This window comes from Streptomyces longispororuber, from assembly GCF_024448165.1.
In the GTDB taxonomy this organism is placed as follows: Bacteria; Actinomycetota; Actinomycetes; order Streptomycetales; family Streptomycetaceae; genus Streptomyces; species Streptomyces longispororuber_A.
On sequence record NZ_JAMOLN010000090.1, the window covers coordinates 1 to 17,539 of the forward strand.

Consider the following 17,539-nt stretch of genomic DNA (forward strand, 5'->3'; position numbering starts at 1 on the left):
CCCAGATGCTGCGCGGAGCCGCCCTCTCCCCGTTCAAGCGGCCTCGCCCGGACGCCCCGCTCCCCGACGGGACGACCCTCACCGTGCCCCGGCTCCGGATCGACCAGAGCCACCTCACCGCCTACGAACGGGTCTGCGCCTTCCCCACGGAGCGCGACGAACTCCCCCTCACGTATCCGCACGTCCTGGGCTTCCCGCTCGCGATGCGCCTGATGGCGCAGCGGACGTTCCCGCTGCCGCTGCTCGGCCTCGTCCACACGTCGATCGAGATCACTCAGCACCGGGACCTCGCCCCCACGGGACCGTACGAACTGACCGTCAGGACGGAGGAGTTGGTGCCGCACCAGCGCGGCACCGAGGCCGTCGTCGTGACCGAGCTGCGCGGCGGCGACGCCGACACCCCGGTCTGGCACTCGACCAGCACCTACCTGGCCCGCCACAAGACGTCCGAACCGGCCGCGGGGGCGCCGAAGGACACCGGGGCCGAGCCCCTGCCCACGCTCACGGAGTGGACCCTCGGCGCCGACCTGGGCCGCCGCTACGCCGCCGTGTCGGGCGACCGGAACCCGATCCACCTCCACCCGCTCACCGCCCGCCTCTTCGGCTTCCCGCGCGCCATCGCCCACGGCATGTGGACGGTGGCCAGGTGCCTGGCGGAGTTCGGCGCGCACGGGCCCGTACACGTACGGGCCGGGTTCCGGGCGCCGGTGCTGCTGCCGGGTTCGGTGGCGTACGGGGCGCGGGGCCAGGACTTCGAGCTGCGGGCGGCGAAGGGCGGGCGCGTGCACGTCACCGGTGAGGTCCGCCCGGTGACGGACCGCGGCTAACGGGGCGACCAGCGCCGCCCGTCCATCAGACTGCCGAGCCCCGCCCAGGCGAAGTTCATCATCGTGGCGGCGGCCTCCCTCGCGGAGACGGACGGGTCCGTGTTCGCCCAGCCCGCGAGCGCCTCCGCGGCGCCGACGAGGGCCTGGGCGAGCCCCGCGACCTCCCGCTCGGCCAGCTCGGGATCGTTGTGCGCCTCCCGGGCCGCCTCGGCGATCAGCGAGGTCACGAAGGCGACGATCTCGTCGCGCATCGCCCCGACCTCGGCGACGAACGGCTCACCGCCGGTGCGCGCCTGGCTGTGCAGCACCGCCCATCCGTCGGGGTGTTCGGCGGTGTGCGAGAAGAAGGCGGTCAGGCCCTCCCACAGCTGCCGGTCCGCGGGGGCGTCGAGCCGCACCCCGGCCCGCACGGCGGCGATCAGCGCCGCCGCCTCCCGCCGGATGCAGCCGGTGAAGAGCTCTTCCTTCGAGTTCAGGTACAGGTACACCAGCGGCTTGGAGACGCCCGCCAGATCGGCGATCTCGTCCATCGAGGCGGCCCGGTAGCCCCGTTCCCCGAACACCCGGACCGCGGCGTCCATCATCTGCCGCTCCCGCTCGGCCCGAGGCATCCTCTTCTGCCGCACCGCCCCGGCCTTCACGTCGCCGCCCACCCCAGCCGCCTTTCCTCCACACGTCCTGCACCGCTCAGCCTACGCAGCCCGGCGCACGCGACTGTGCCCCGCGCCCGGAGTCCGGGGCGGGGCACAGTCGGTGGTGCGACGGGCCGGGGGACGTCAGACGGTGGCGGGCACCGGCTGCGACTCGTCGCGCGGGGAGTGCTCGTAGACCTCGATGTCGTCGTCGAAGCCGGACGCCGTGGCGCTGTCGTACTTCGTGCGGTCGAGGATCTTCTCGCGGGCGGAGACGATCACCGGGACGAGCGCCTGGCCGGCCACGTTCGTGGCGGTGCGCATCATGTCGAGGATCGGGTCGATCGCGAGGAGCAGGCCGACGCCCTCCATGGGCAGGCCCAGGGTGGAGAGGGTCAGGGTCAGCATCACGGTCGCGCCGGTGAGGCCGGCCGTCGCGGCGGAGCCGATGACGGAGACGAACGCGATGAGCAGGTACTCCTTGATGCCCAGCTGCACGTCGAAGATCTGGGCGACGAAGATCGCGGAGATCGCCGGGTAGATCGCGGCGCAGCCGTCCATCTTGGTCGTCGCGCCGAACGGCACGGCGAAGGAGGCGTAGTCCTTCGGGACGCCGAGGCGGATCGCCGACTGCTGGGTGACCGGCATGGTGCCGACCGAGGAGCGGGAGACGAAGGCCAGCTGGATGGCGGGCCAGGCGCCCTTGAAGAACTGCAGCGGGTTCAGCTTGGCGACGGTCGCGAGGAGCAGCGGGTAGACGCCGAAGAGGACCAGGGCGCAGCCGACGTAGATGTCGATGGTGAACGTCGCGTAGTTGCCGAGCAGGTCCCAGCCGTACTGGACGATGGCGCGGCCGATGAGGCCGGCGGAGCCGATCGGGGCGAGCAGGATGACCCACCACAGGGCCTTCTGCAGCAGCTCCAGGACGGACTCGGAGAGGCTGAGGATCGGCTGGGCCTTCTCACCGATCTTCAGGATGGCGATGCCGGCGACGACCGCCATGAAGACGATCTGCAGGACGTTGAGCTGCGTGAACGGCGTGACGACGTCCGTCGGGATGATGCCCGTGAGGAAGTCGAGCCAGCTGCCGGCGTGGTCGGGCTTGGCGCCGTCGGCCGGGGTGAGGTCCGAGCCGTTGCCCGGGTTGGTGAGCAGGCCGATGGCGAGGCCGATGACGACCGCGATCAGCGACGTGATCATGAACCAGAGCAGGGTGCGGGTGGCCAGGCGGGCCGCGTTGTTGACCTTCCGCAGATTGGTGATGGACACCAGGATCGCGAAGAAGACGAGCGGGGCGACGGCCAGCTTCAGGAGCTGGACGAAGATGCCGCCGACCTTGTCGAGCGTCGTGGCCAGCCACGCGACGTCGTAGGTGCGGGCGACGTAGCCGAGGACCAGGCCGACGACGAGACCGAGCAGGACCTGGGCCCAGAACGGGATGGGTATGCGGAAGCCGCGCTTCTGCTCGGCGGCGGGTGTGTTCGCGGACACGGATGCAACTCCAGTGGTGACACGCGGGGACAGGAGGGGGACGTGCAGGAGCGGCGACCGCAAGATGAGGTCAACGGCGCCGCTGCATCGGGAAGGTCGCGTCAGGCGCGACAGGCCGCGGACATGCAGCGGCAGAGATCGACATGCAGGCGCGCCACGAGCGGAACGCTCATGGCAGTACGGTGCGCGGCTGATGTCTTCATGTCAGGAACGTTAACACCAGCCCTTTGAGAACATCAAAGGCCTTCTTTGGGGCACGGCGACTGCTCGTATGCCCCTTAAACCGCATTTACCTTGAAAACACAGGCGGCCCCGGCACCTGTACGGTGCCGGGGCCGGGCCTGTCTGTGACGTAACTTACGAGCCGCGCGGGCCTTACGAGGCGCGCTGCGCGCGGGCGGCGTCGTCGGCGTCGTCCTCCATGCGGCGGTTGGACTCCATGTTCGCCTTGGCGCGGTCCACGCGGGCGACGATCCCGACGGAGGCGCGGTCGCGTTCGCCGCGCAGCAGCACGAAGCTCAGCGGCGCGGAGACCACCAGCGCGAGCAGCGCGATCCACAGCCAGTAGGAGCCCCCGATGCCACTGGGGACGATGCCGGTGGCGACGAGACCCCAGACGACGAGGAAGCAGCCCACGAAGACCCCGAGGCGCATCAGCGTGTAGCGGAGCATGTCAATCCACTCTTCCGTTCCGAAAAGGTGCCCTTACAGGACGAGCGCCCCTCCAGTGAAGCACGCGGAGGAGCGCCCGAACTCAGCGGGGGTTGCGGCCGTCAGATCAGCCACCGGTTCCTGCGGACGATCGGCAGCCGGGCCCAGGCCCGGCCGAGGCCGAAGTAGCCGCCCGCGCCGGTGGCCGCGGTGGCCAGCAGCACCAGGGCGATCATCCAGTGGTCGTCCAGGAACGGGTTCGTGCCCGGCCACAGGGTGACCAGCCACATGAAGGCCATCATGAGCGTGCCGGCGCCGGCGGCGATCCGCATGCCGATGCCGAGGATCATCGCGAGGCCGACCCCGAGCAGGCCGGCCATGAAGAGGGTGTCGAGCCACCAGGCGCCCGCGACCGAGTCAAACATGTGGGCGAAGGGGCCGGTCGTGCCGTGCAGCAGGAAGCCCTCGGTGGGGTGCCCGCCGTTCAGCCAGCTCCCGCTCGACGGGGTCGACCTGCCGAAGCCGAACGTCTTGTCCAGGAACGCCCACAGGAAGTAGAAGCCGACCAGGACCCGGGCGGCGGCGAGGACGCCGCGGGCCGCGGCCGAGCGGACGACGACGCCGTCCTGGCTGCCGGCGTTGCGCCGCGGGGTGCCCGCGGCGCTGTGGCGGGTGGGTCGTTCCGACGCGTGGAGAGCCATGACGGACGCCTTCTTCCTCTGCTCTTCCGGCGCCCCTTCCGGCGCTCGTGAATACATTCACAAGCTACGCCCGTCGTTTACCCCGCCCCTATGGCCACAGGTCCCGAAATGGACGGCCGAACGTCACCGGCGTCCCCGCGTCTACGCTCGCCCTCATGTCGCTGCACTTCGAACTCGACCCTGCCGTCACTCCTGACCTGCGCGACGGGCTGCTCGCCCTGTGGGCGGACGTCTCGAACGCGGGCGGGGCCGTCGGCTTCGTCCCTCCGGTCACCCCCGACGACATACGCCCGGAACTCCTCAGGCACCTGACCGGGATCGCGGAGGGGCGCATCCGGCTCCTCGTCGGCCGGGACGCGGAGGGGGCCGTCGCGGCGACGGCGTTCCTCGCGTTCAACCAGCACCGGCTGATGCGGCACCACTTGTGGCTGTACACGGTGATGGTGCGGCCGCGGCAGCAGGGCAAGGGGTACGGGCGTGCGCTCATGGCGGCCGCGGAGGAGGCGGCCCGGGGGTTCGACGGGGTCGAGGCGCTGCGGCTCACGTGCCGCGGGGGTACGGGGGCCGACGCGTTCTACTCGGCGTGCGGCTACAAGGAGGTCGGCCGCATCCCCGGGGCGATCCGCGTCTCCCCCGGCGACGACCGCGACGACATCCACATGCTGCTGCCGCTGTGACCGGGATTCATCTGCGGGCCGGTGGCGGCTGGTCGCGCACTCCGTGCGCCTTTCAGGGGCGCGGGGAACTGCGCGACCAGCCACGGATCACCCGCACCCGGCGACGCTGAACCACAAGGCGGACGAGAACCCGCCCACCCGTCGCCTCAGACTCGCATCGGCTGGGGCTCGTCGCGGCGCCCGGCGTCCGGCCCCTCGAACTCCCGGATGATCTCGTAGCGCGTGTTGCGCTCGACGGGCCGGAACCCGGCGTCGCGGATCAGGTCGAGCAGATCCTCACGGGTCAGCTTGTTCGGCGTCCCGTAGTTGTCCGCGTCGTGCGTGATCTTGTACTCGACGACCGACCCGTCCATGTCGTCCGCACCGTGCTGCAGCGCGAGCTGCGTGGTCTGCAGCCCGTGCATGACCCAGAAGCACTTCACGTGCGGCACGTTGTCGAACAGCAGCCGCGAGACCGCGAAGGTCTTCAGCGCCTCGGCGCCCGTCGCCATCGTCGTACGGGCCTGGAGGCGGTTGCGGACCTTGCCGTCCTTCATGTCGACGAAGTCGTGCTGGTAGCGCAGCGGGATGAAGACCTGGAACCCGCCGGTCTCGTCCTGGAGTTCGCGCAGGCGCAGCACGTGGTCGACGCGGTGCCGCGGCTCCTCGATGTGCCCGTAGAGCATCGTCGAGGGGGTCTTGAGACCCTTCTCGTGCGCGAGCCGGTGGATCCGCGACCAGTCCTCCCAGTGGGTGTCGTGGTCGACGATGTGCTGCCGGATCTCCCAGTCGAAGATCTCCGCGCCGCCGCCGGTGAGCGACTCGAGGCCCGCGTCGATCAGCTCGTCGAGGATCTCGGAGGCGGAGAGCCCCGAGATCTTCTCGAAGTGGTGGATCTCCGTGGCCGTGAACGCCTTCAGGCCGACGTTCGGCAGCGCCTCCTTGAGGGCCTTCAGGGAGCGCGGGTAGTAGCGCCACGGAAGGTTCGGGTGCAGGCCGTTGACGATGTGGAGTTCCGTCAGGTTCTCCGACTCCATCGCCTTGGCGAGCTTGACCGCCTCCTCGATGCGCATCGTGTACGCGTCCTTCTCGCCCGGCTTGCGCTGGAACGAGCAGTACGCGCAGGAGGCGGTGCAGACGTTCGTCATGTTGAGGTGGCGGTTGACGTTGAAGTGGACGACGTCGCCGTTCTTCCGGGTCCGCACCTCGTGGGCGAGGCCGCCGAGCCAGGCCAGGTCGTCCGACTCGTAGAGCGCGATGCCGTCCTCGCGGGACAGCCGCTCACCGTCTCCGACCTTCTGCTCCAGCTCGCGCTTGAGCCCTGCGTCCATGCCCGTACCTCTCCTCGACGACACGACCCGTAGGTCCGCTCCACCGTACGCTCACGCCTCTTCGGGAAGCTCCCCGACCCGGTTCTCCCACTTCGTGGAGAGCACGATGGTCGTCCGGGTGCGGGAGACGCCCTTCGTGCCGCTGAGGCGACGGATCGTCCTCTCCAGTCCGTCGACGTCACTGGCCCGCACCTTGAGCATGTACGAGTCGTCGCCCGCGATGAACCAGCAGTCCTCGATCTCGTGCAGGTCCTTCAGGCGGTGCGCGACGTCCTCGTGGTCCGCGGCGTCGGAGAGCGAGATGCCGATCAGCGCGATGACGCCCAGGCCGAGCGAGGCCGAGTCGACGGTGGCGCGGTAGCCGGTGATGACCCCGGCCGCCTCCAGACGGTTGATGCGGTCCGTGACGCTGGGTCCCGACAGGCCGACGAGTCGGCCCAGTTCCGCATACGAGGCGCGGCCGTTCTCGCGCAGGGCCTGGATGAGCTGCCTGTCCACGGCGTCCATAGGTCCAAAGCCTTTCATTAATCAGCGTTGACGCGAGTTTACGTGTAGAATCTAAGGCACGCGGGGGCGACACCCCGCAAGATCTAAAGCTCAGTCACCGGATCACTGAAGATCCATCGAATTTCAGGAGTGTTGTCACCGTGTTCACGATCGAGATGGCCTACGCCCGCATGCGCGAGTTGCAGGACCTGGCCAATCGCTCGCGTGTCCACCAGTCCGCCACCACCGAGCGCCGCGCGGCGAAGAAGCACGCCGCCCGCGCCAAGAAGCGCTAACCCTCCCGAGAGCCTCCCCCCAGCTCTCCCTCCCAACGGCGGTACAGCGTGTGCGGCACTCCTGCCGCGTCCAGCGCCCGCCCCGCGACGAAGTCCACCAGATCCTGGATGTGCGTCGCCCCCGCGTAGAACGCCGGCGAGGCGGGCAGCACGACCGCGCCCGCCTCGTCGAGCGTCACCAGGTGCTTGAGGGTCTGCCCGTTCAACGGCGTCTCCCGCACCGCGACCACCAGCCTGCGCCCTTCCTTGAGCGTCACGCTCGCCACGCGCTGCAGCAGGTCCTTCGAGAGACCCAGGGCCACGCCCGCCACGCACGCCGTCGAGGCGGGCACGATGATCATGCCCTTGACCGGGTACGAGCCCGACGACGGCCCCGCCGCGAGATCACCGGCGGCCCAGTACCGCACGTCGTCCAGAGCGATCCCGGTGAACGTGCCCGGCTTGCCGTCCGCGCCGCGCGCCAGCCACTCGGCCAGGTCCTCGCGCCAGTGCGCGTCCCGGAACGCGATCCCCGTCTCGTCGAGCAGCGTGAGCCGCGAGGCCCGCGAGACGACCAGGTCCACGGACTCACCCGCGGCCAGAAGGGCGCGCAGCACGGAGGCTGCGTACGGGGTTCCCGAGGCGCCGGACACCCCGACGACCCAGGGCCTGCGGCTGCTTGCGTTGACGTGCTCCACACCACGAGCCTATCCGGCGGGCCATGATGGGAACTTGCGCAGGGGCCGTGGGCGTTGGGTCCGTGACGGGCGGGCCCGGGGGTGGGGGCTGAGATGGCGTACGAAGGATCACCGGGCGCGACCCGGAAGTGGCCGGCGGGCGAGCGGGCGGTGACGGCCGGCAAGGTGATGGTCGGCTGGGTGGCCCTGCTCTGGCTGCTCGAAGTGGTCGACGTGGCGTCGGGCCACGCGCTGGACCGGTTCGGGATACAGCCGCGGCAGACGTCGGAGCTGGTCGACGTCGTCCCCGCGTCCTTCATCCACTTCGGCTTCGGGCACGTCGCGGCGAACTCGATACCGCTGCTCGTCCTCGGCTTCGTCGCGGCGCTCGGCGGACTGCGCCGGTTCTTCGCCGCGTGCGCGCTGATCGTCGTCGCGGACGGGCTCGGGGTGTGGCTGGTGGCCCCCGACCACACGAACACGGCGGGCGCCTCCGGCCTGATCTTCGGCCTGTTCGGCTTCGTCGTGCTCAGCGGCTTCGTGGAGCGCCGTCCGCTCGGCATCGTCGTCGGCCTGGTCATCGCGGCCTACTGGGGCACCACGATCCTCGCGGGCCTCTCCCCGGCCAACGACGGGGTGAGCTGGCAGGGCCACCTCATCGGTCTGCTGGCCGGCGTGGCGGCGGCGTTCGTGTTCCGCCGCCCCGCCGGGCCCCGGCGGGCGATACCCGCTACACGGTGAGCCCGCGCACCAGCAGGTCGAGCAGCGCGCACACGAAGAGGGCGATCCCGATGAAGCCGTTGACCTGGAAGAACGCCCGGTTGAGGCGGGACAGGTCGTGGGGCTTCACGATCGAGTGCTCGTAGAGGAAGGCACCCGCGACGATCACCAGGCCGACCCAGAAGAACGTTCCGGCGTCGGTGGCCAGCGCGTACCAGACGAAGAGGGCCGTGGTCAGGAAGTGGCAGACGCGGGCGCCCCAGATCGCGGCCGGGATGCCGAAGCGGGCCGGCACCGACATGACGCCGACCTCGCGGTCGGTCTCCACGTCCTGGCACGCGTAGATCAGGTCGAAGCCGCCGATCCAGATGCCGACCGCGAGACCGAGGATCACCGCGTCCCACGACCACGAACCCGTGATCGCGATCCAGGCGCCGATCGGGCCCATCGCCTGGGCGAGACCGAGGATGGCCTGCGGGAAGTTCGTGAACCGCTTGCCGTACGGGTAGACGACCATCGGGATCACCGCGATGGGCGCGAGGGCCAGGCAGAGCGGGTTCAGGAGCGCGGCCGAGGCGAGGAAGATCACCAGGGCGATCAGGGCGCCGGTCCACGCCGACTTCACCGACACCGCGCCCGTGACGAGCTCGCGGTGCGCGGTGCGCGGGTTACGGGCGTCGATCTCGCGGTCGATGATCCGGTTCGCCGCCATCGCGAACGTGCGCAGGCCCACCATGCAGATGGTGACCAGCAGGAGGCGGCCCCAGTGGATGTTCTTGTCCAGCTCGAACATCGCGGTGAGGGAGGCGATGTAGGCGAAGGGCAGCGCGAACACCGAGTGCTCGATCATGACCAGCCGCAGAAAGGCCTTGGTGCGTCCCGGCTGCTGCGGGATCGCTGCTGAAGCGCTGCTCACTTGAGTCCGTACTCCTTCCAACGGCGGTCCACGAGGGCCGCCGTCCGAGGGTCGGAGGTGACCATCTCGGGCCATCCGCCGTCCCGGGTGTAACCCTCCTCGGGCCACTTCTTCGTCGCGTCGATGCCCGCCTTGCCGCCCCAGAACTGCTGGTAGGAGGCGTGGTCGAGGTGGTCGACCGGGCCTTCGACGACGGTCAGGTCACGGGCGTAGTCCGTGTTCCCGAGCGCGCGCCACGAGACTTCATGAAGATCGTGGACGTCGCAATCGGAGTCGACGACGACGATCAGCTTGGTCAGCGACATCATGTGCGCGCCCCACACGGCGCTCATGACCTTCTGGGCGTGCTTCGGGTACTTCTTGTCGATCGAGACGATCGCGCAGTTGTGGAAGCCGCCGGACTCGGGCAGGTGGTAGTCCACGATGTCCGGGACGATCACCTTGAGCAGCGGCAGGAAGAAGCGTTCCGTGGCCCGGCCCAGGGGCCCGTCCTCCGTCGGGGGACGGCCGACGACGATCGACTGGAGCAGCGGGCGCCTGCGCATCGTCACGCAGTCGATCTTCAGCGCGGGGAAGGGTTCCTGCGGGGTGTAGAAACCCGTGTGGTCGCCGAAGGGACCCTCCGGCAGCATCTCGCCCGGCTCCAGCCAGCCCTCGATGACGACCTCGGCGTTCGCCGGCACCTGGAGCGGCACCGTCTTGCAGTCGACCATCTCGATCCGCTTGCCCTGGACGAAGCCGGCGAGCAGGTACTCGTCGATGTCGCCGGGCAGCGGCGCGGTCGAGGCGTACGTGACGGCGGGCGGGCAGCCGAAGGCGATCGCGACGGGCAGCTTCTCGCCCCGCTTGGCGGCCACTTGGTAGTGGTTGCGGCTGTCCTTGTGGATCTGCCAGTGCATGCCGATGGTGCGCTTGTCGTGGCGCTGCAGCCGGTAGAGCCCGAGGTTGCGGACGCCGGACTCCGGGTCCTTGGTGTGCGTGAGCCCCAGGTTGAAGAAGGAGCCGCCGTCCTCGGGCCAGGTGAACAGGGCCGGGAGCTGCTCCAGGTCGACGTCGTCGCCGGTCAGCACGACCTCCTGGACGGGGGCCTCCTTCACCTTCTTCGGCGGCACGTGGACCATCGAGCCGAGCTTGCCGAACGCCTCGCGCATCCCGACGAAGCCCTGCGGCAGTTCGGGCTTGAGCAGACCGCCGATCTTCTCGCTGATCTCGTCGTACGACTTCAGGCCGAGGGCTTTGAGGAGCCGCCGGTCGGTGCCGTACACGTTCATCGCGAGGGGCATCGCCGAGCCCTTCACGTTCTCGAAGAGGAGGGCCGGACCGCCGGCCTTGTTCACCCGGTCGACGATCTCACCGACCTCCAGGTACGGGTCGACCTCGGCCTTGATGCGCAGCAGGTCGCCCTCGCGCTCCAGCGCCCGGAGCAGGGAGCGAAGATCGTCGTAAGCCATGCGTTCCAGTTTGTCATCCCCCTCCACGGATCCCGGCGGGGGCTGTCACCCGTTGCCGCTACCCTGTGCGTCTCGTCTCACTAGGGGGTTGTCCGGCCGTGCTGAGGTATCTGCCGTTCCTGTTGGTCCTGGCGTTGTGGATCTACGCCTTCATCGACTGCCTCAACACCCCCGAGGAGGAGGTGCGCGGCCTGCCGAAGGTGGTCTGGGTCATCATCATCCTGCTCTTCGGCGAGGTGCTCGTCGGTCCGATCGCCTGGCTCGCGGCGGGCAAGCGGCGCCACGCGCCCGCCGGGGGCGCCACGCCCTCCGAGTGGCACCGCAACCACCGGACCCAGTACATCGCGCCGGACGACAACCCCGAGTTCCTCGCCTCCCTCAAGGAGGAGAACAAGAAGGACGAGGCGCTCCTCAAGGACTGGGAGGCGGACCTGCGCCGCCGCGAGGAGGACCTCAGGCGCCGCGAGGGCGAGCGCGAGCCGGGCACCGAGTGACCTGGGGCCCGTCCGGGCAGCGAGTGACCTAGGACCTGCCAGAGCGGCGGTGCGTGTACCGCACACTGGTAGGCGGAACCCGTCCCGCCCCTGCCCCCCGTAAAGGCCCATGTCCAGACCCACGCACGCCTCCGCGCCCGCTCCCGACGTCGCCACAGGACCCGAGCGGCTGATCGCCGTCGAGGAGCACGGCGCGGAGCCCGTGCCGCACGACAAGCGGCACGGCAGCCCCCGCCAGCTCCTGTGGACCTGGGCCTCGCCGCAGGTCGGCTTCGCCACCCTGTTCATCGGGGTGCTGTCCGTCTCCGCCTTCGGCCTGAGCTTCTGGCAGGCCGTGGCCGCGCTGGTGCTCGGCGCCGGGCTCGGCTCGCTCGCGCACGGCGTCCTGTCGACGGACGGGCCGCGCTTCGGCGTCCCGCAGATGGTGATCGGCCGGCTGTCGTTCGGCCACCGGGGCAACGCCCTGCCGTCCGGGGTGAACGCCTTCGTCGCCGGTGTCGGCTGGTTCGCCGTGAACACCGTCGGCGGCGCCTTCGCACTCAACTCCCTCACCGGGCTCGCCCCGCTGCCCAGCCTGCTGATCCTCGTCGTCCTCGAGATCGTCATCGGGTACGTGGGGCACGACCTGGTGCACCGGTTCGAGAAGTACGCGTTCCCGGTCCTCGCGGTGATCTTCCTGATCGCCGCGGTGTGGATCTTCAAGGGCGCCGACATCGCCGGTTCCGGCGCGGCGGCGAGCGGCGGCTTCGGCGGGTTCATGCTCGCCTTCAGCGCCTGCTTCGGCTTCACCGCGGGCTGGAACCCGTGCGCCGCCGACTACGCCCGCTACCTCCCCGCGGACACCCCGCCGCGCGCCACCGCCTGGTACGCGGGCCTCGGCCTGTTCGTGTCGATCGCCGTGGTGTCGGTGATCGGCGCCGCGTCCGGCACGCTGGCCGCGCCCGAAGGAGCCAGCCCCACCGACGCGTTCGTCGGCCAGCTGCCGGGCTGGCTGGGCAACCTCACGCTCGTCGCGATCATCCTCGGCGCGATGGCCGCGGCCACCCTGAACGTCTACTCGGCGGCCGTCTCCATCTCCTCGCTCTCCCTGCCGCTGCCGAAGTGGCTGGGCCGCGCCTCGCTCGTCGCGATCGTCGGCGCCGTCGGCACGGCGGCCGGCTGGGCCTCGCTCGCCGACGCCGGCCACGCCTTCGAGAACTTCCTGCTGGTCATCGCCTACTGGATCGCGCCCTGGCTGGGCGTCGCCCTCATGGAGCACTGGCTGCGGGCGCTGCCCGAGGACGCGCTCGCCGGGCGGCTCCAGGACCGGACGTTCACCAATCCGGCGGGCCTGATCGCGCTGCTGGCCGGCGTCGCGGTGTCCGTGCCGCTGTTCTCCAACCAGACTCTGTTCGTCGGCTGGGTGCCCGGCACCTGGCCGGCCGTCGGCGATCTGACCTGCCCGGTCGGCTTCGCCGTCGGCGCCCTCCTGTACGCGCTGCTCCGGCGGCGCGACCGGGCCGGCACCCCCGCATAGACCCGCTCAGACCCCGCGCAGAAAGGCCCGTACGTCATGGATCTCGATCTCGCCCGCACCTGGCTCGCCACCGCAGTCGAGGAGGCGAAGGCCGGTCTCGCCGAGGGCGGCATCCCGATCGGCGCCGCCCTCTACTCGGCCGACGGCAAGGTGCTCGGCCGCGGCCACAACCGGCGCGTGCAGGACGCCGACCCGTCCGTGCACGGCGAGACCGACGCGTTCCGCAACGCGGGCCGGCAGCGCTCGTACCGGGGCACCACGATGGTGACCACGCTCAGCCCCTGCTGGTACTGCTCGGGCCTGGTGCGCCAGTTCGGGATCTCGCGCGTGGTCGTCGGCGAGGCGCGCACGTTCCACGGCGGGCACGACTGGCTGGCCGAGCACGGCGTCGAGATCGTGCTGCTCGACGACCCGGAGTGCGTCGGCCTGATGGAGGACTTCATCGCGGCGAAGCCCGAGCTGTGGAACGAGGACATCGGCGAGTGAACCGCCGGGTGCCGTGGACCGGTTGCCGAGTGTTCGCTGTGCGTCGTACAGTCTGAACCCTCGGGTGTTCGTCGTGCGACGAACACTGTCGGTCCGGCGGAAGGCGTGTGTCATGCGTGCGGTGCGATTCGGTGAGTACGGCGGCCCCGAGGTCCTTCGGGCGGTGGACACCGACGTCCCCGAGCCGGGCCCCGGCCAGGTGTCGATCGACGTCGCGTACGCGGGGGTGAACTTCGCCGACCTCAAGGCGCGCGCGGAGGGGTACCGGGTGACCGCGCTCCCGGTCGTGCCCGGCCTGGAGGTCTCCGGCCGGATCCGCGCCCTCGGCCCCGGGGTCGAGGGACTCGCCGTCGGCCAGGAGGTGGCCGCGCTCACCGAGGGCGGCGGCTACGCGGAGGTCGTCGTCGCCGACGCCGTCACCGTCTTCCCGCTGCCCGCCGGCCGCGATCTGCGCGCCGCCGCGACGCTGCCGACCGTGCTCCCCACGGCGTACGCCCTGCTGCACTCGGTGGGCCGGCTGCGCGCGGGCGAGAGCGTGCTGGTGCAGGGCGCGGCGGGCGGAGTCGGCACCGTGGCCGGGCAGTTGGCGCGGGCGGCCGGGGCGGGCCGGGTCATCGGGATCGCCTCCAGCGAGGCCAAGGCCGCGTACGCCCTCAAGTACGGCTACGACTCCGTCCTCCCCGGCACCCCCGGATTCGCGGCCGCGGCACGGGAGTTGACGGACGGGCGCGGGGTCGACCTGGCGCTCGACCCGGTCGGCGGCGAGACGTTCCGGGAGACCCGGGAGGCGCTCGCCGTGTTCGGCCGGATCGTCTCCTTCGGCAACGCGTCGTCCGCCCCGGCGTGGCAGGTGGGCCAGCCCGAGCTGTTCCCCACGGCCAACCTGGTGGGCGGCTTCTCGATCCTCACCCTGGCCAGGACCGCGCCCCAGGAGCTGCGGGCGCTCGCCGAGCGGGCCTTCGCGGTGCCCGGCGTCGAGCTCCCGGTCACCGGCGAGTTCGCCCTCGCCGACGCGGCCGAGGCCCACCGGCTGATGGGCTCGCGCACCAGCACAGGGAAGCTGCTGCTGCGGGTGACCGGCTGACCGGCGCCGCCGGGTGCCCGTCCCCTGCGGCCCGCCCCGCTACAGCCTGACCCACTTCTGCCGGGCGCCGCCGAAGCAGGCGGCGGTCGTCAGCCCGTCGCCGTAGCCGACGGTGTCGATGCAGCCGCCGGTCTTGGTGCTGCGCAGCGATCCGTTCGCGCCCCAGTTCCACACGATGCCGAGGTCGCAGCCCGCGACGGTGAGGTTCTGGCCGTCGTAGGAGTTCGTCAGGCACATGCTGAGCGTCGCGTTGTACAGCTTGAAGCTGCCGCCGTTGCTCACGAGCTTCCAGGTGGCGTCGGCGCCCGAGCAGGCGCCCAGGGCGACGGTGGGGCCCGACGACCGGACCAGGCACGTCCCGGTGTCACCGTTCTTGAGCCGGTACGAGCCGGAGTCCGGTGGCGTGCCGCCCCCGCCGGCGCCCGCCGAGCCACCGCCGGACGCGGACCCTCCGCTCGACGAGCCGCCGCCCGAACCGTCGCCGGAGGTGTCCGATCCGCCGCCCCCGGCCTCGGCGCCACCGCCCGATCCGGCGCCCGAGGCCCCGGCCTCGTCCGCCGACCCCCCGGACTGGTCCTTCGGCTTGCCCGAACCCTGGTCCGCGTCCTCGTCCTTGCCCTTGGCCTTGTCCTCGCCCTTCCCCGAAGGTTTCGCCGAGGGCGAGGCCGAGCCGCCCGGGTCCCTGTCGCCCGCGGGCCCCGCGGTGGCGGTGACCCGGGCGCTCGGCGTCGCCGCCGCCTCCGCGCCACCGCCCTCGTACGGCAGGTTCCGGATCGCGAGCGTGGTGCCGGCGGCGACCACGACGACCGGGACCACGGCGAGGAACACCCGGGTCCTGCGCCGCCGTTCGCGCGGCTTCTCCGCCGGTTCCTGCGGCTCGGGCGACCCGGTGGCCCCGGCGGTGGTGCCGGCCTCGGAAGGCGGCGCGGGTGTCCCCTCCGGCACCCGCGCCGCGAACTCCGCCCGTGCGGCCAGGAGTTCCATGACGGGGCCGGGCCACACCCCGTCGGCCGTCCCGGAGTTCCCCGCCGCGCCCGCGAGCTCCACGAGCTCCGCGGCCGTCGGCCGGCCCTCCGGATCCTTGTCGAGGCAGGACGCGACGATCCCGGCGAGCTCCGGGTCCCGCTCACGCACCGGCCCCAGGTCCGGCTCGTCGTGCACGATCCGGTAGAGCGGACTGCCCTCGCCGCCGTCCCCGAACGGCCAGCGGCCGCCGGCCGCGTAGGCGACGAGCAGCCCGAGCGCGAACACGTCCGACGCACCGGTCAACCGCCGTGACCCCGAGGCCTGTTCGGGCGACATGTACGCCGGCGTGCCGACCACGAGGCCGGTCTGCGTGAGCTGGCTCTGCTCGGCGGCGCGGGCGATCCCGAAGTCGATGAGGGTGACGCCGTCGGCGGTGAGCATCACGTTCGACGGCTTGAGGTCCCGGTGCACCATGTCGAGCGCGTGCACCGCGGTCAGGCCCTCGGCGGCCGTGCGCAACAGCGACCACAGGCCTCGGCCGTCGAGCGGTCCCCCGTGCCGCTCGACGGCCTCGGCCAGGGTGATCCCGGGGACGTACGCCGTGGCGAACCACGGCGGTTCCGCGTCGCGGTCACCGGCCAGCAGCGGCGCGGTGGCGTCCTCGGGAAGCCTTGCGAGATTGTCCAGTTCCTGTCCGAACCGGCGCACGAAGCCCCGGTCCTCGGCGACGACCGACGCCAGCATCTGCTTGACGGCGGCGAACCGCCCGTCGACGACGCCCAGGTACACCCGGCCCATGCCGCCGGAGCCGAGCCGGCCCACCAGCGCGATCTCACCGATCCGCCGCGGGTCCCGGTCCCGCAGCGGCTCGGCGCCGCTGCCCGTCAGATCGAGGGCGCCGCCCTCCCCCGCCCCGGTCACCGCGCGTACGAGCCCAGGCCGACGAGGCAGTACACGTACTCGTTCACGACCGCCCCGTTCATCGTGTAGCGGGACGAGAACGCGTACTGCGTACGGGAGTTGCTCTCGCAGCGGCTCATGTCGGAGGTCAGCGGAATCGTCTCGATCACCTGGTAGTGCGCATCGGACGCGGAGCAGTCGACCTCGTCGACGTCGTCGACCTCCTGCGCCGTCGTGGAGTCGGGCAGCGTCCCGTTCAGACAGGTGCCCGAGGTGTACGGGCTGGGGTCCTCGGCGCTGGGCGTGGCGTACGGGTCGCTCGACGCGTACGGATCACTGGACGCGTACGGGTCGCTCACGGCCGGGGACGAGTAGGCGGGCGACGAGTACGCCGGGGACGAGTACGCGGACGACGCCGAGTCGTCGCTGCTGTCGTCGTCACCGAGCCGGCTCAGCAGGAACGCCACGAAGGCGATGGCCGCGACGGTGGCGACCGCGGCCAGGCAGCCGCGGGCGTTGTTCTGAGGCGGGCGGCCCGGTTGCGGTGTGGGGGGTATTGGCTGTTGGGACACGGTGATCAGTGTGACGCAGAGGATCTCCTTATTGGAATAATTTTCTAGAACTTCACTCTAGAAACCACGAACGGAATGCGGTGTTCTAGGCTGGTCGGCACCATGAGTCCCAAGCAACAGCGCGGCGCCGAGACCGCCGACCGGCTCCTCGACGCCGCCCTGCGGGTGTACGCGGACGCGGGCGAGGACGGCATCACCGTCAGCGCCCTGACCAGGGCGAGCGGGGTCAGCCTCGGCAGCCTGTACCACCACTTCGGCAGCGTCGACGGGCTGATGAACGCCCTGCTGCTGCGCTGGCTCGGCCGGCTGCTCGGCGACCTGAGCGCGGCCCTCGGCCGCTCCCGGACCGCGCGGGGCGGGATCCGGGCCCTGGTGGAAACGTATCTGCGGTTCATCAGGGAAGACCCGGACGCCGCCCGGCTGCTGCACTCCTCGTACGCCGACCGGCTCGGCATGGCGCAGGCGAAGCAGCTGCGCGACGCCCAGGAGGCACGCCTGTCGCCGCTGGCGCTGTGGATGGAGGAGCGCGTCGCGTCCGGCGAAGTCGCCCCGCTGACCGGCCCGTTGGTGGAGATCCTGGTGATGGGCCCGATCATCGCGACGGCCCGGCGCTGGCTCTCCGGCATCGACGACATCGACCTGGACCAGGCCGCGCGGGTCCTGCCGGACCGGATCTGGCGCTCGCTCGCGCCCTGAGCACCGGCCGT

At 71.2% G+C, this 17,539-nt stretch carries 20 protein-coding genes; 9 read left to right on the plus strand and 11 right to left on the minus strand.

Translation table 11 applies throughout. The features are described from left to right. The first annotated feature begins 5 nt into the window (after positions 1–5). The gene (locus M4J07_RS24205; RefSeq protein WP_255975129.1) at positions 6–827 is read left to right on the plus strand and encodes a MaoC/PaaZ C-terminal domain-containing protein; all 822 of its coding nucleotides are present in this window, start codon (positions 6–8) and stop codon (positions 825–827) included. Here the strand turns inward: M4J07_RS24205 and M4J07_RS24210 are convergent. The 4 genes from M4J07_RS24210 to M4J07_RS24225 form a co-directional block, all read right to left on the minus strand. After that, a complete protein-coding gene (locus M4J07_RS24210; protein ID WP_255975130.1) occupies positions 824–1,438 on the minus strand; it encodes a TetR/AcrR family transcriptional regulator in 615 nt (204 codons plus the stop codon). The genes M4J07_RS24205 and M4J07_RS24210 overlap by 4 nt on opposite strands. A gap of 165 nt (positions 1,439–1,603) precedes the next feature. Continuing rightward, positions 1,604–2,950, minus strand: coding sequence for a dicarboxylate/amino acid:cation symporter (locus M4J07_RS24215; RefSeq protein ID WP_255975093.1), 1,347 nt, complete (start codon positions 2,948–2,950; stop codon positions 1,604–1,606). 375 nt (positions 2,951–3,325) lie between these two features. After that, positions 3,326–3,622: a DUF4229 domain-containing protein gene (locus M4J07_RS24220; RefSeq protein ID WP_255975094.1), complete on the minus strand. Its 297-nt coding sequence runs from the start codon at positions 3,620–3,622 to the stop codon at positions 3,326–3,328. A gap of 101 nt (positions 3,623–3,723) precedes the next feature. Further along, positions 3,724–4,302 (minus strand): DoxX family membrane protein, encoded by a 579-nt coding sequence (locus M4J07_RS24225; RefSeq protein WP_255975095.1) that lies wholly within the window; start codon positions 4,300–4,302, stop codon positions 3,724–3,726. Positions 4,303–4,457: 155 nt separating this feature from the next. On the opposite strand from M4J07_RS24225, the gene M4J07_RS24230 reads away from it, so the two are divergent. After that, positions 4,458–4,979, plus strand: a complete 522-nt coding sequence (locus M4J07_RS24230; protein WP_255975096.1) for a GNAT family N-acetyltransferase — start codon at positions 4,458–4,460, stop codon at positions 4,977–4,979. Positions 4,980–5,125: 146 nt separating this feature from the next. Here M4J07_RS24230 and mqnE read toward each other — a convergent pair whose 3' ends face one another. Beyond that, a complete protein-coding gene (gene mqnE / locus M4J07_RS24235; RefSeq protein WP_255975097.1) occupies positions 5,126–6,289 on the minus strand; it encodes an aminofutalosine synthase MqnE in 1,164 nt (387 codons plus the stop codon). A 51-nt stretch (positions 6,290–6,340) separates the two neighbouring features. Continuing rightward, entirely contained in the window at positions 6,341–6,796 is a 456-nt protein-coding gene (locus M4J07_RS24240; RefSeq protein ID WP_255975098.1) for an Lrp/AsnC family transcriptional regulator, read from the minus strand. Positions 6,797–6,936: 140 nt separating this feature from the next. Between M4J07_RS24240 and M4J07_RS24245 the strand changes: the two genes are divergently transcribed. Further along, positions 6,937–7,071, plus strand: a complete 135-nt coding sequence (locus M4J07_RS24245) for a hypothetical protein (RefSeq protein ID WP_255975133.1) — start codon at positions 6,937–6,939, stop codon at positions 7,069–7,071. Here the strand turns inward: M4J07_RS24245 and M4J07_RS24250 are convergent. Further along, positions 7,068–7,748 (minus strand): UbiX family flavin prenyltransferase, encoded by a 681-nt coding sequence (locus M4J07_RS24250; protein WP_255975099.1) that lies wholly within the window; start codon positions 7,746–7,748, stop codon positions 7,068–7,070. The two genes, M4J07_RS24245 and M4J07_RS24250, sit on opposite strands and share 4 nt — an antisense overlap. 93 nt (positions 7,749–7,841) lie before the next feature. Here M4J07_RS24250 and M4J07_RS24255 point away from each other — a divergent pair, with 93 nt between their 5' ends. After that, positions 7,842–8,468, plus strand: a complete 627-nt coding sequence (locus M4J07_RS24255) for a rhomboid family intramembrane serine protease (RefSeq protein WP_255975100.1) — start codon at positions 7,842–7,844, stop codon at positions 8,466–8,468. On the opposite strand, the gene mqnP is transcribed toward M4J07_RS24255, so the two are convergent. Both mqnP and M4J07_RS24265 read right to left on the minus strand, forming a co-directional pair. Further along, a complete protein-coding gene (mqnP, locus tag M4J07_RS24260; protein ID WP_255975101.1) occupies positions 8,458–9,363 on the minus strand; it encodes a menaquinone biosynthesis prenyltransferase MqnP in 906 nt (301 codons plus the stop codon). The two genes, M4J07_RS24255 and mqnP, sit on opposite strands and share 11 nt — an antisense overlap. Further along, complete coding sequence (locus tag M4J07_RS24265) at positions 9,360–10,814, minus strand: menaquinone biosynthesis decarboxylase (protein WP_255975102.1); 1,455 nt, start codon at positions 10,812–10,814, stop codon at positions 9,360–9,362. Before M4J07_RS24265 ends, mqnP begins: the two co-directional genes overlap by 4 nt. 98 nt (positions 10,815–10,912) lie before the next feature. Between M4J07_RS24265 and M4J07_RS24270 the strand changes: the two genes are divergently transcribed. From M4J07_RS24270 to M4J07_RS24285, 4 genes are all read left to right on the plus strand, one after another. Further along, a complete protein-coding gene (locus M4J07_RS24270; protein WP_255975103.1) occupies positions 10,913–11,308 on the plus strand; it encodes a PLD nuclease N-terminal domain-containing protein in 396 nt (131 codons plus the stop codon). Positions 11,309–11,417: 109 nt separating this feature from the next. Beyond that, positions 11,418–12,824: a purine-cytosine permease family protein gene (locus tag M4J07_RS24275; protein WP_255975104.1), complete on the plus strand. Its 1,407-nt coding sequence runs from the start codon at positions 11,418–11,420 to the stop codon at positions 12,822–12,824. Positions 12,825–12,860: 36 nt separating this feature from the next. Next, on the plus strand, positions 12,861–13,310 hold the full coding sequence (locus M4J07_RS24280) for a nucleoside deaminase (protein WP_255975105.1): 450 nt from the start codon (positions 12,861–12,863) through the stop codon (positions 13,308–13,310). A 112-nt stretch (positions 13,311–13,422) separates the two neighbouring features. Then, complete coding sequence (locus M4J07_RS24285) at positions 13,423–14,394, plus strand: quinone oxidoreductase family protein (protein WP_255975106.1); 972 nt, start codon at positions 13,423–13,425, stop codon at positions 14,392–14,394. Positions 14,395–14,433: 39 nt separating this feature from the next. On the opposite strand, the gene M4J07_RS24290 is transcribed toward M4J07_RS24285, so the two are convergent. Both M4J07_RS24290 and M4J07_RS24295 read right to left on the minus strand, forming a co-directional pair. Continuing rightward, positions 14,434–16,281, minus strand: a complete 1,848-nt coding sequence (locus M4J07_RS24290; RefSeq protein WP_255975107.1) for a serine/threonine-protein kinase — start codon at positions 16,279–16,281, stop codon at positions 14,434–14,436. Beyond that, positions 16,278–16,832: an LppU/SCO3897 family protein gene (locus tag M4J07_RS24295; RefSeq protein ID WP_255975108.1), complete on the minus strand. Its 555-nt coding sequence runs from the start codon at positions 16,830–16,832 to the stop codon at positions 16,278–16,280. The genes M4J07_RS24290 and M4J07_RS24295 overlap by 4 nt, the downstream gene beginning before the upstream one ends. A gap of 102 nt (positions 16,833–16,934) precedes the next feature. On the opposite strand from M4J07_RS24295, the gene M4J07_RS24300 reads away from it, so the two are divergent. Continuing rightward, positions 16,935–17,528 carry a TetR/AcrR family transcriptional regulator gene (locus M4J07_RS24300; RefSeq protein ID WP_255975109.1) on the plus strand — a complete coding sequence of 198 codons (594 nt, stop codon included), beginning with the start codon at positions 16,935–16,937 and terminating at the stop codon, positions 17,526–17,528. Positions 17,529–17,539 lie beyond the last annotated feature (11 nt).

Bases quoted from the DNA above. Each gene is read 5' to 3' on its own strand.
- M4J07_RS24265 (WP_255975102.1), bottom strand. From the start codon at position 10,814: ATGGCTTACGACGATCTTCGCTCCCTGCTCCGGGCGCTGGAGCGCGAG.
- M4J07_RS24240 (WP_255975098.1), bottom strand. From the start codon at position 6,796: ATGGACGCCGTGGACAGGCAGCTCATCCAGGCCCTGCGCGAGAACGGC.
- M4J07_RS24285 (WP_255975106.1), top strand. From the start codon at position 13,423: ATGCGTGCGGTGCGATTCGGTGAGTACGGCGGCCCCGAGGTCCTTCGG.
- M4J07_RS24220 (WP_255975094.1), bottom strand. From the start codon at position 3,622: ATGCTCCGCTACACGCTGATGCGCCTCGGGGTCTTCGTGGGCTGCTTC.
- M4J07_RS24205 (WP_255975129.1), top strand. From the start codon at position 6: ATGCTGCGCGGAGCCGCCCTCTCCCCGTTCAAGCGGCCTCGCCCGGAC.
- M4J07_RS24255 (WP_255975100.1), top strand. From the start codon at position 7,842: ATGGCGTACGAAGGATCACCGGGCGCGACCCGGAAGTGGCCGGCGGGC.
- M4J07_RS24225 (WP_255975095.1), bottom strand. From the start codon at position 4,302: ATGGCTCTCCACGCGTCGGAACGACCCACCCGCCACAGCGCCGCGGGC.
- M4J07_RS24275 (WP_255975104.1), top strand. From the start codon at position 11,418: ATGTCCAGACCCACGCACGCCTCCGCGCCCGCTCCCGACGTCGCCACA.
- M4J07_RS24300 (WP_255975109.1), top strand. From the start codon at position 16,935: ATGAGTCCCAAGCAACAGCGCGGCGCCGAGACCGCCGACCGGCTCCTC.
- M4J07_RS24230 (WP_255975096.1), top strand. From the start codon at position 4,458: ATGTCGCTGCACTTCGAACTCGACCCTGCCGTCACTCCTGACCTGCGC.
- M4J07_RS24210 (WP_255975130.1), bottom strand. From the start codon at position 1,438: ATGCCTCGGGCCGAGCGGGAGCGGCAGATGATGGACGCCGCGGTCCGG.
- M4J07_RS24280 (WP_255975105.1), top strand. From the start codon at position 12,861: ATGGATCTCGATCTCGCCCGCACCTGGCTCGCCACCGCAGTCGAGGAG.
- mqnE (WP_255975097.1), bottom strand. From the start codon at position 6,289: ATGGACGCAGGGCTCAAGCGCGAGCTGGAGCAGAAGGTCGGAGACGGT.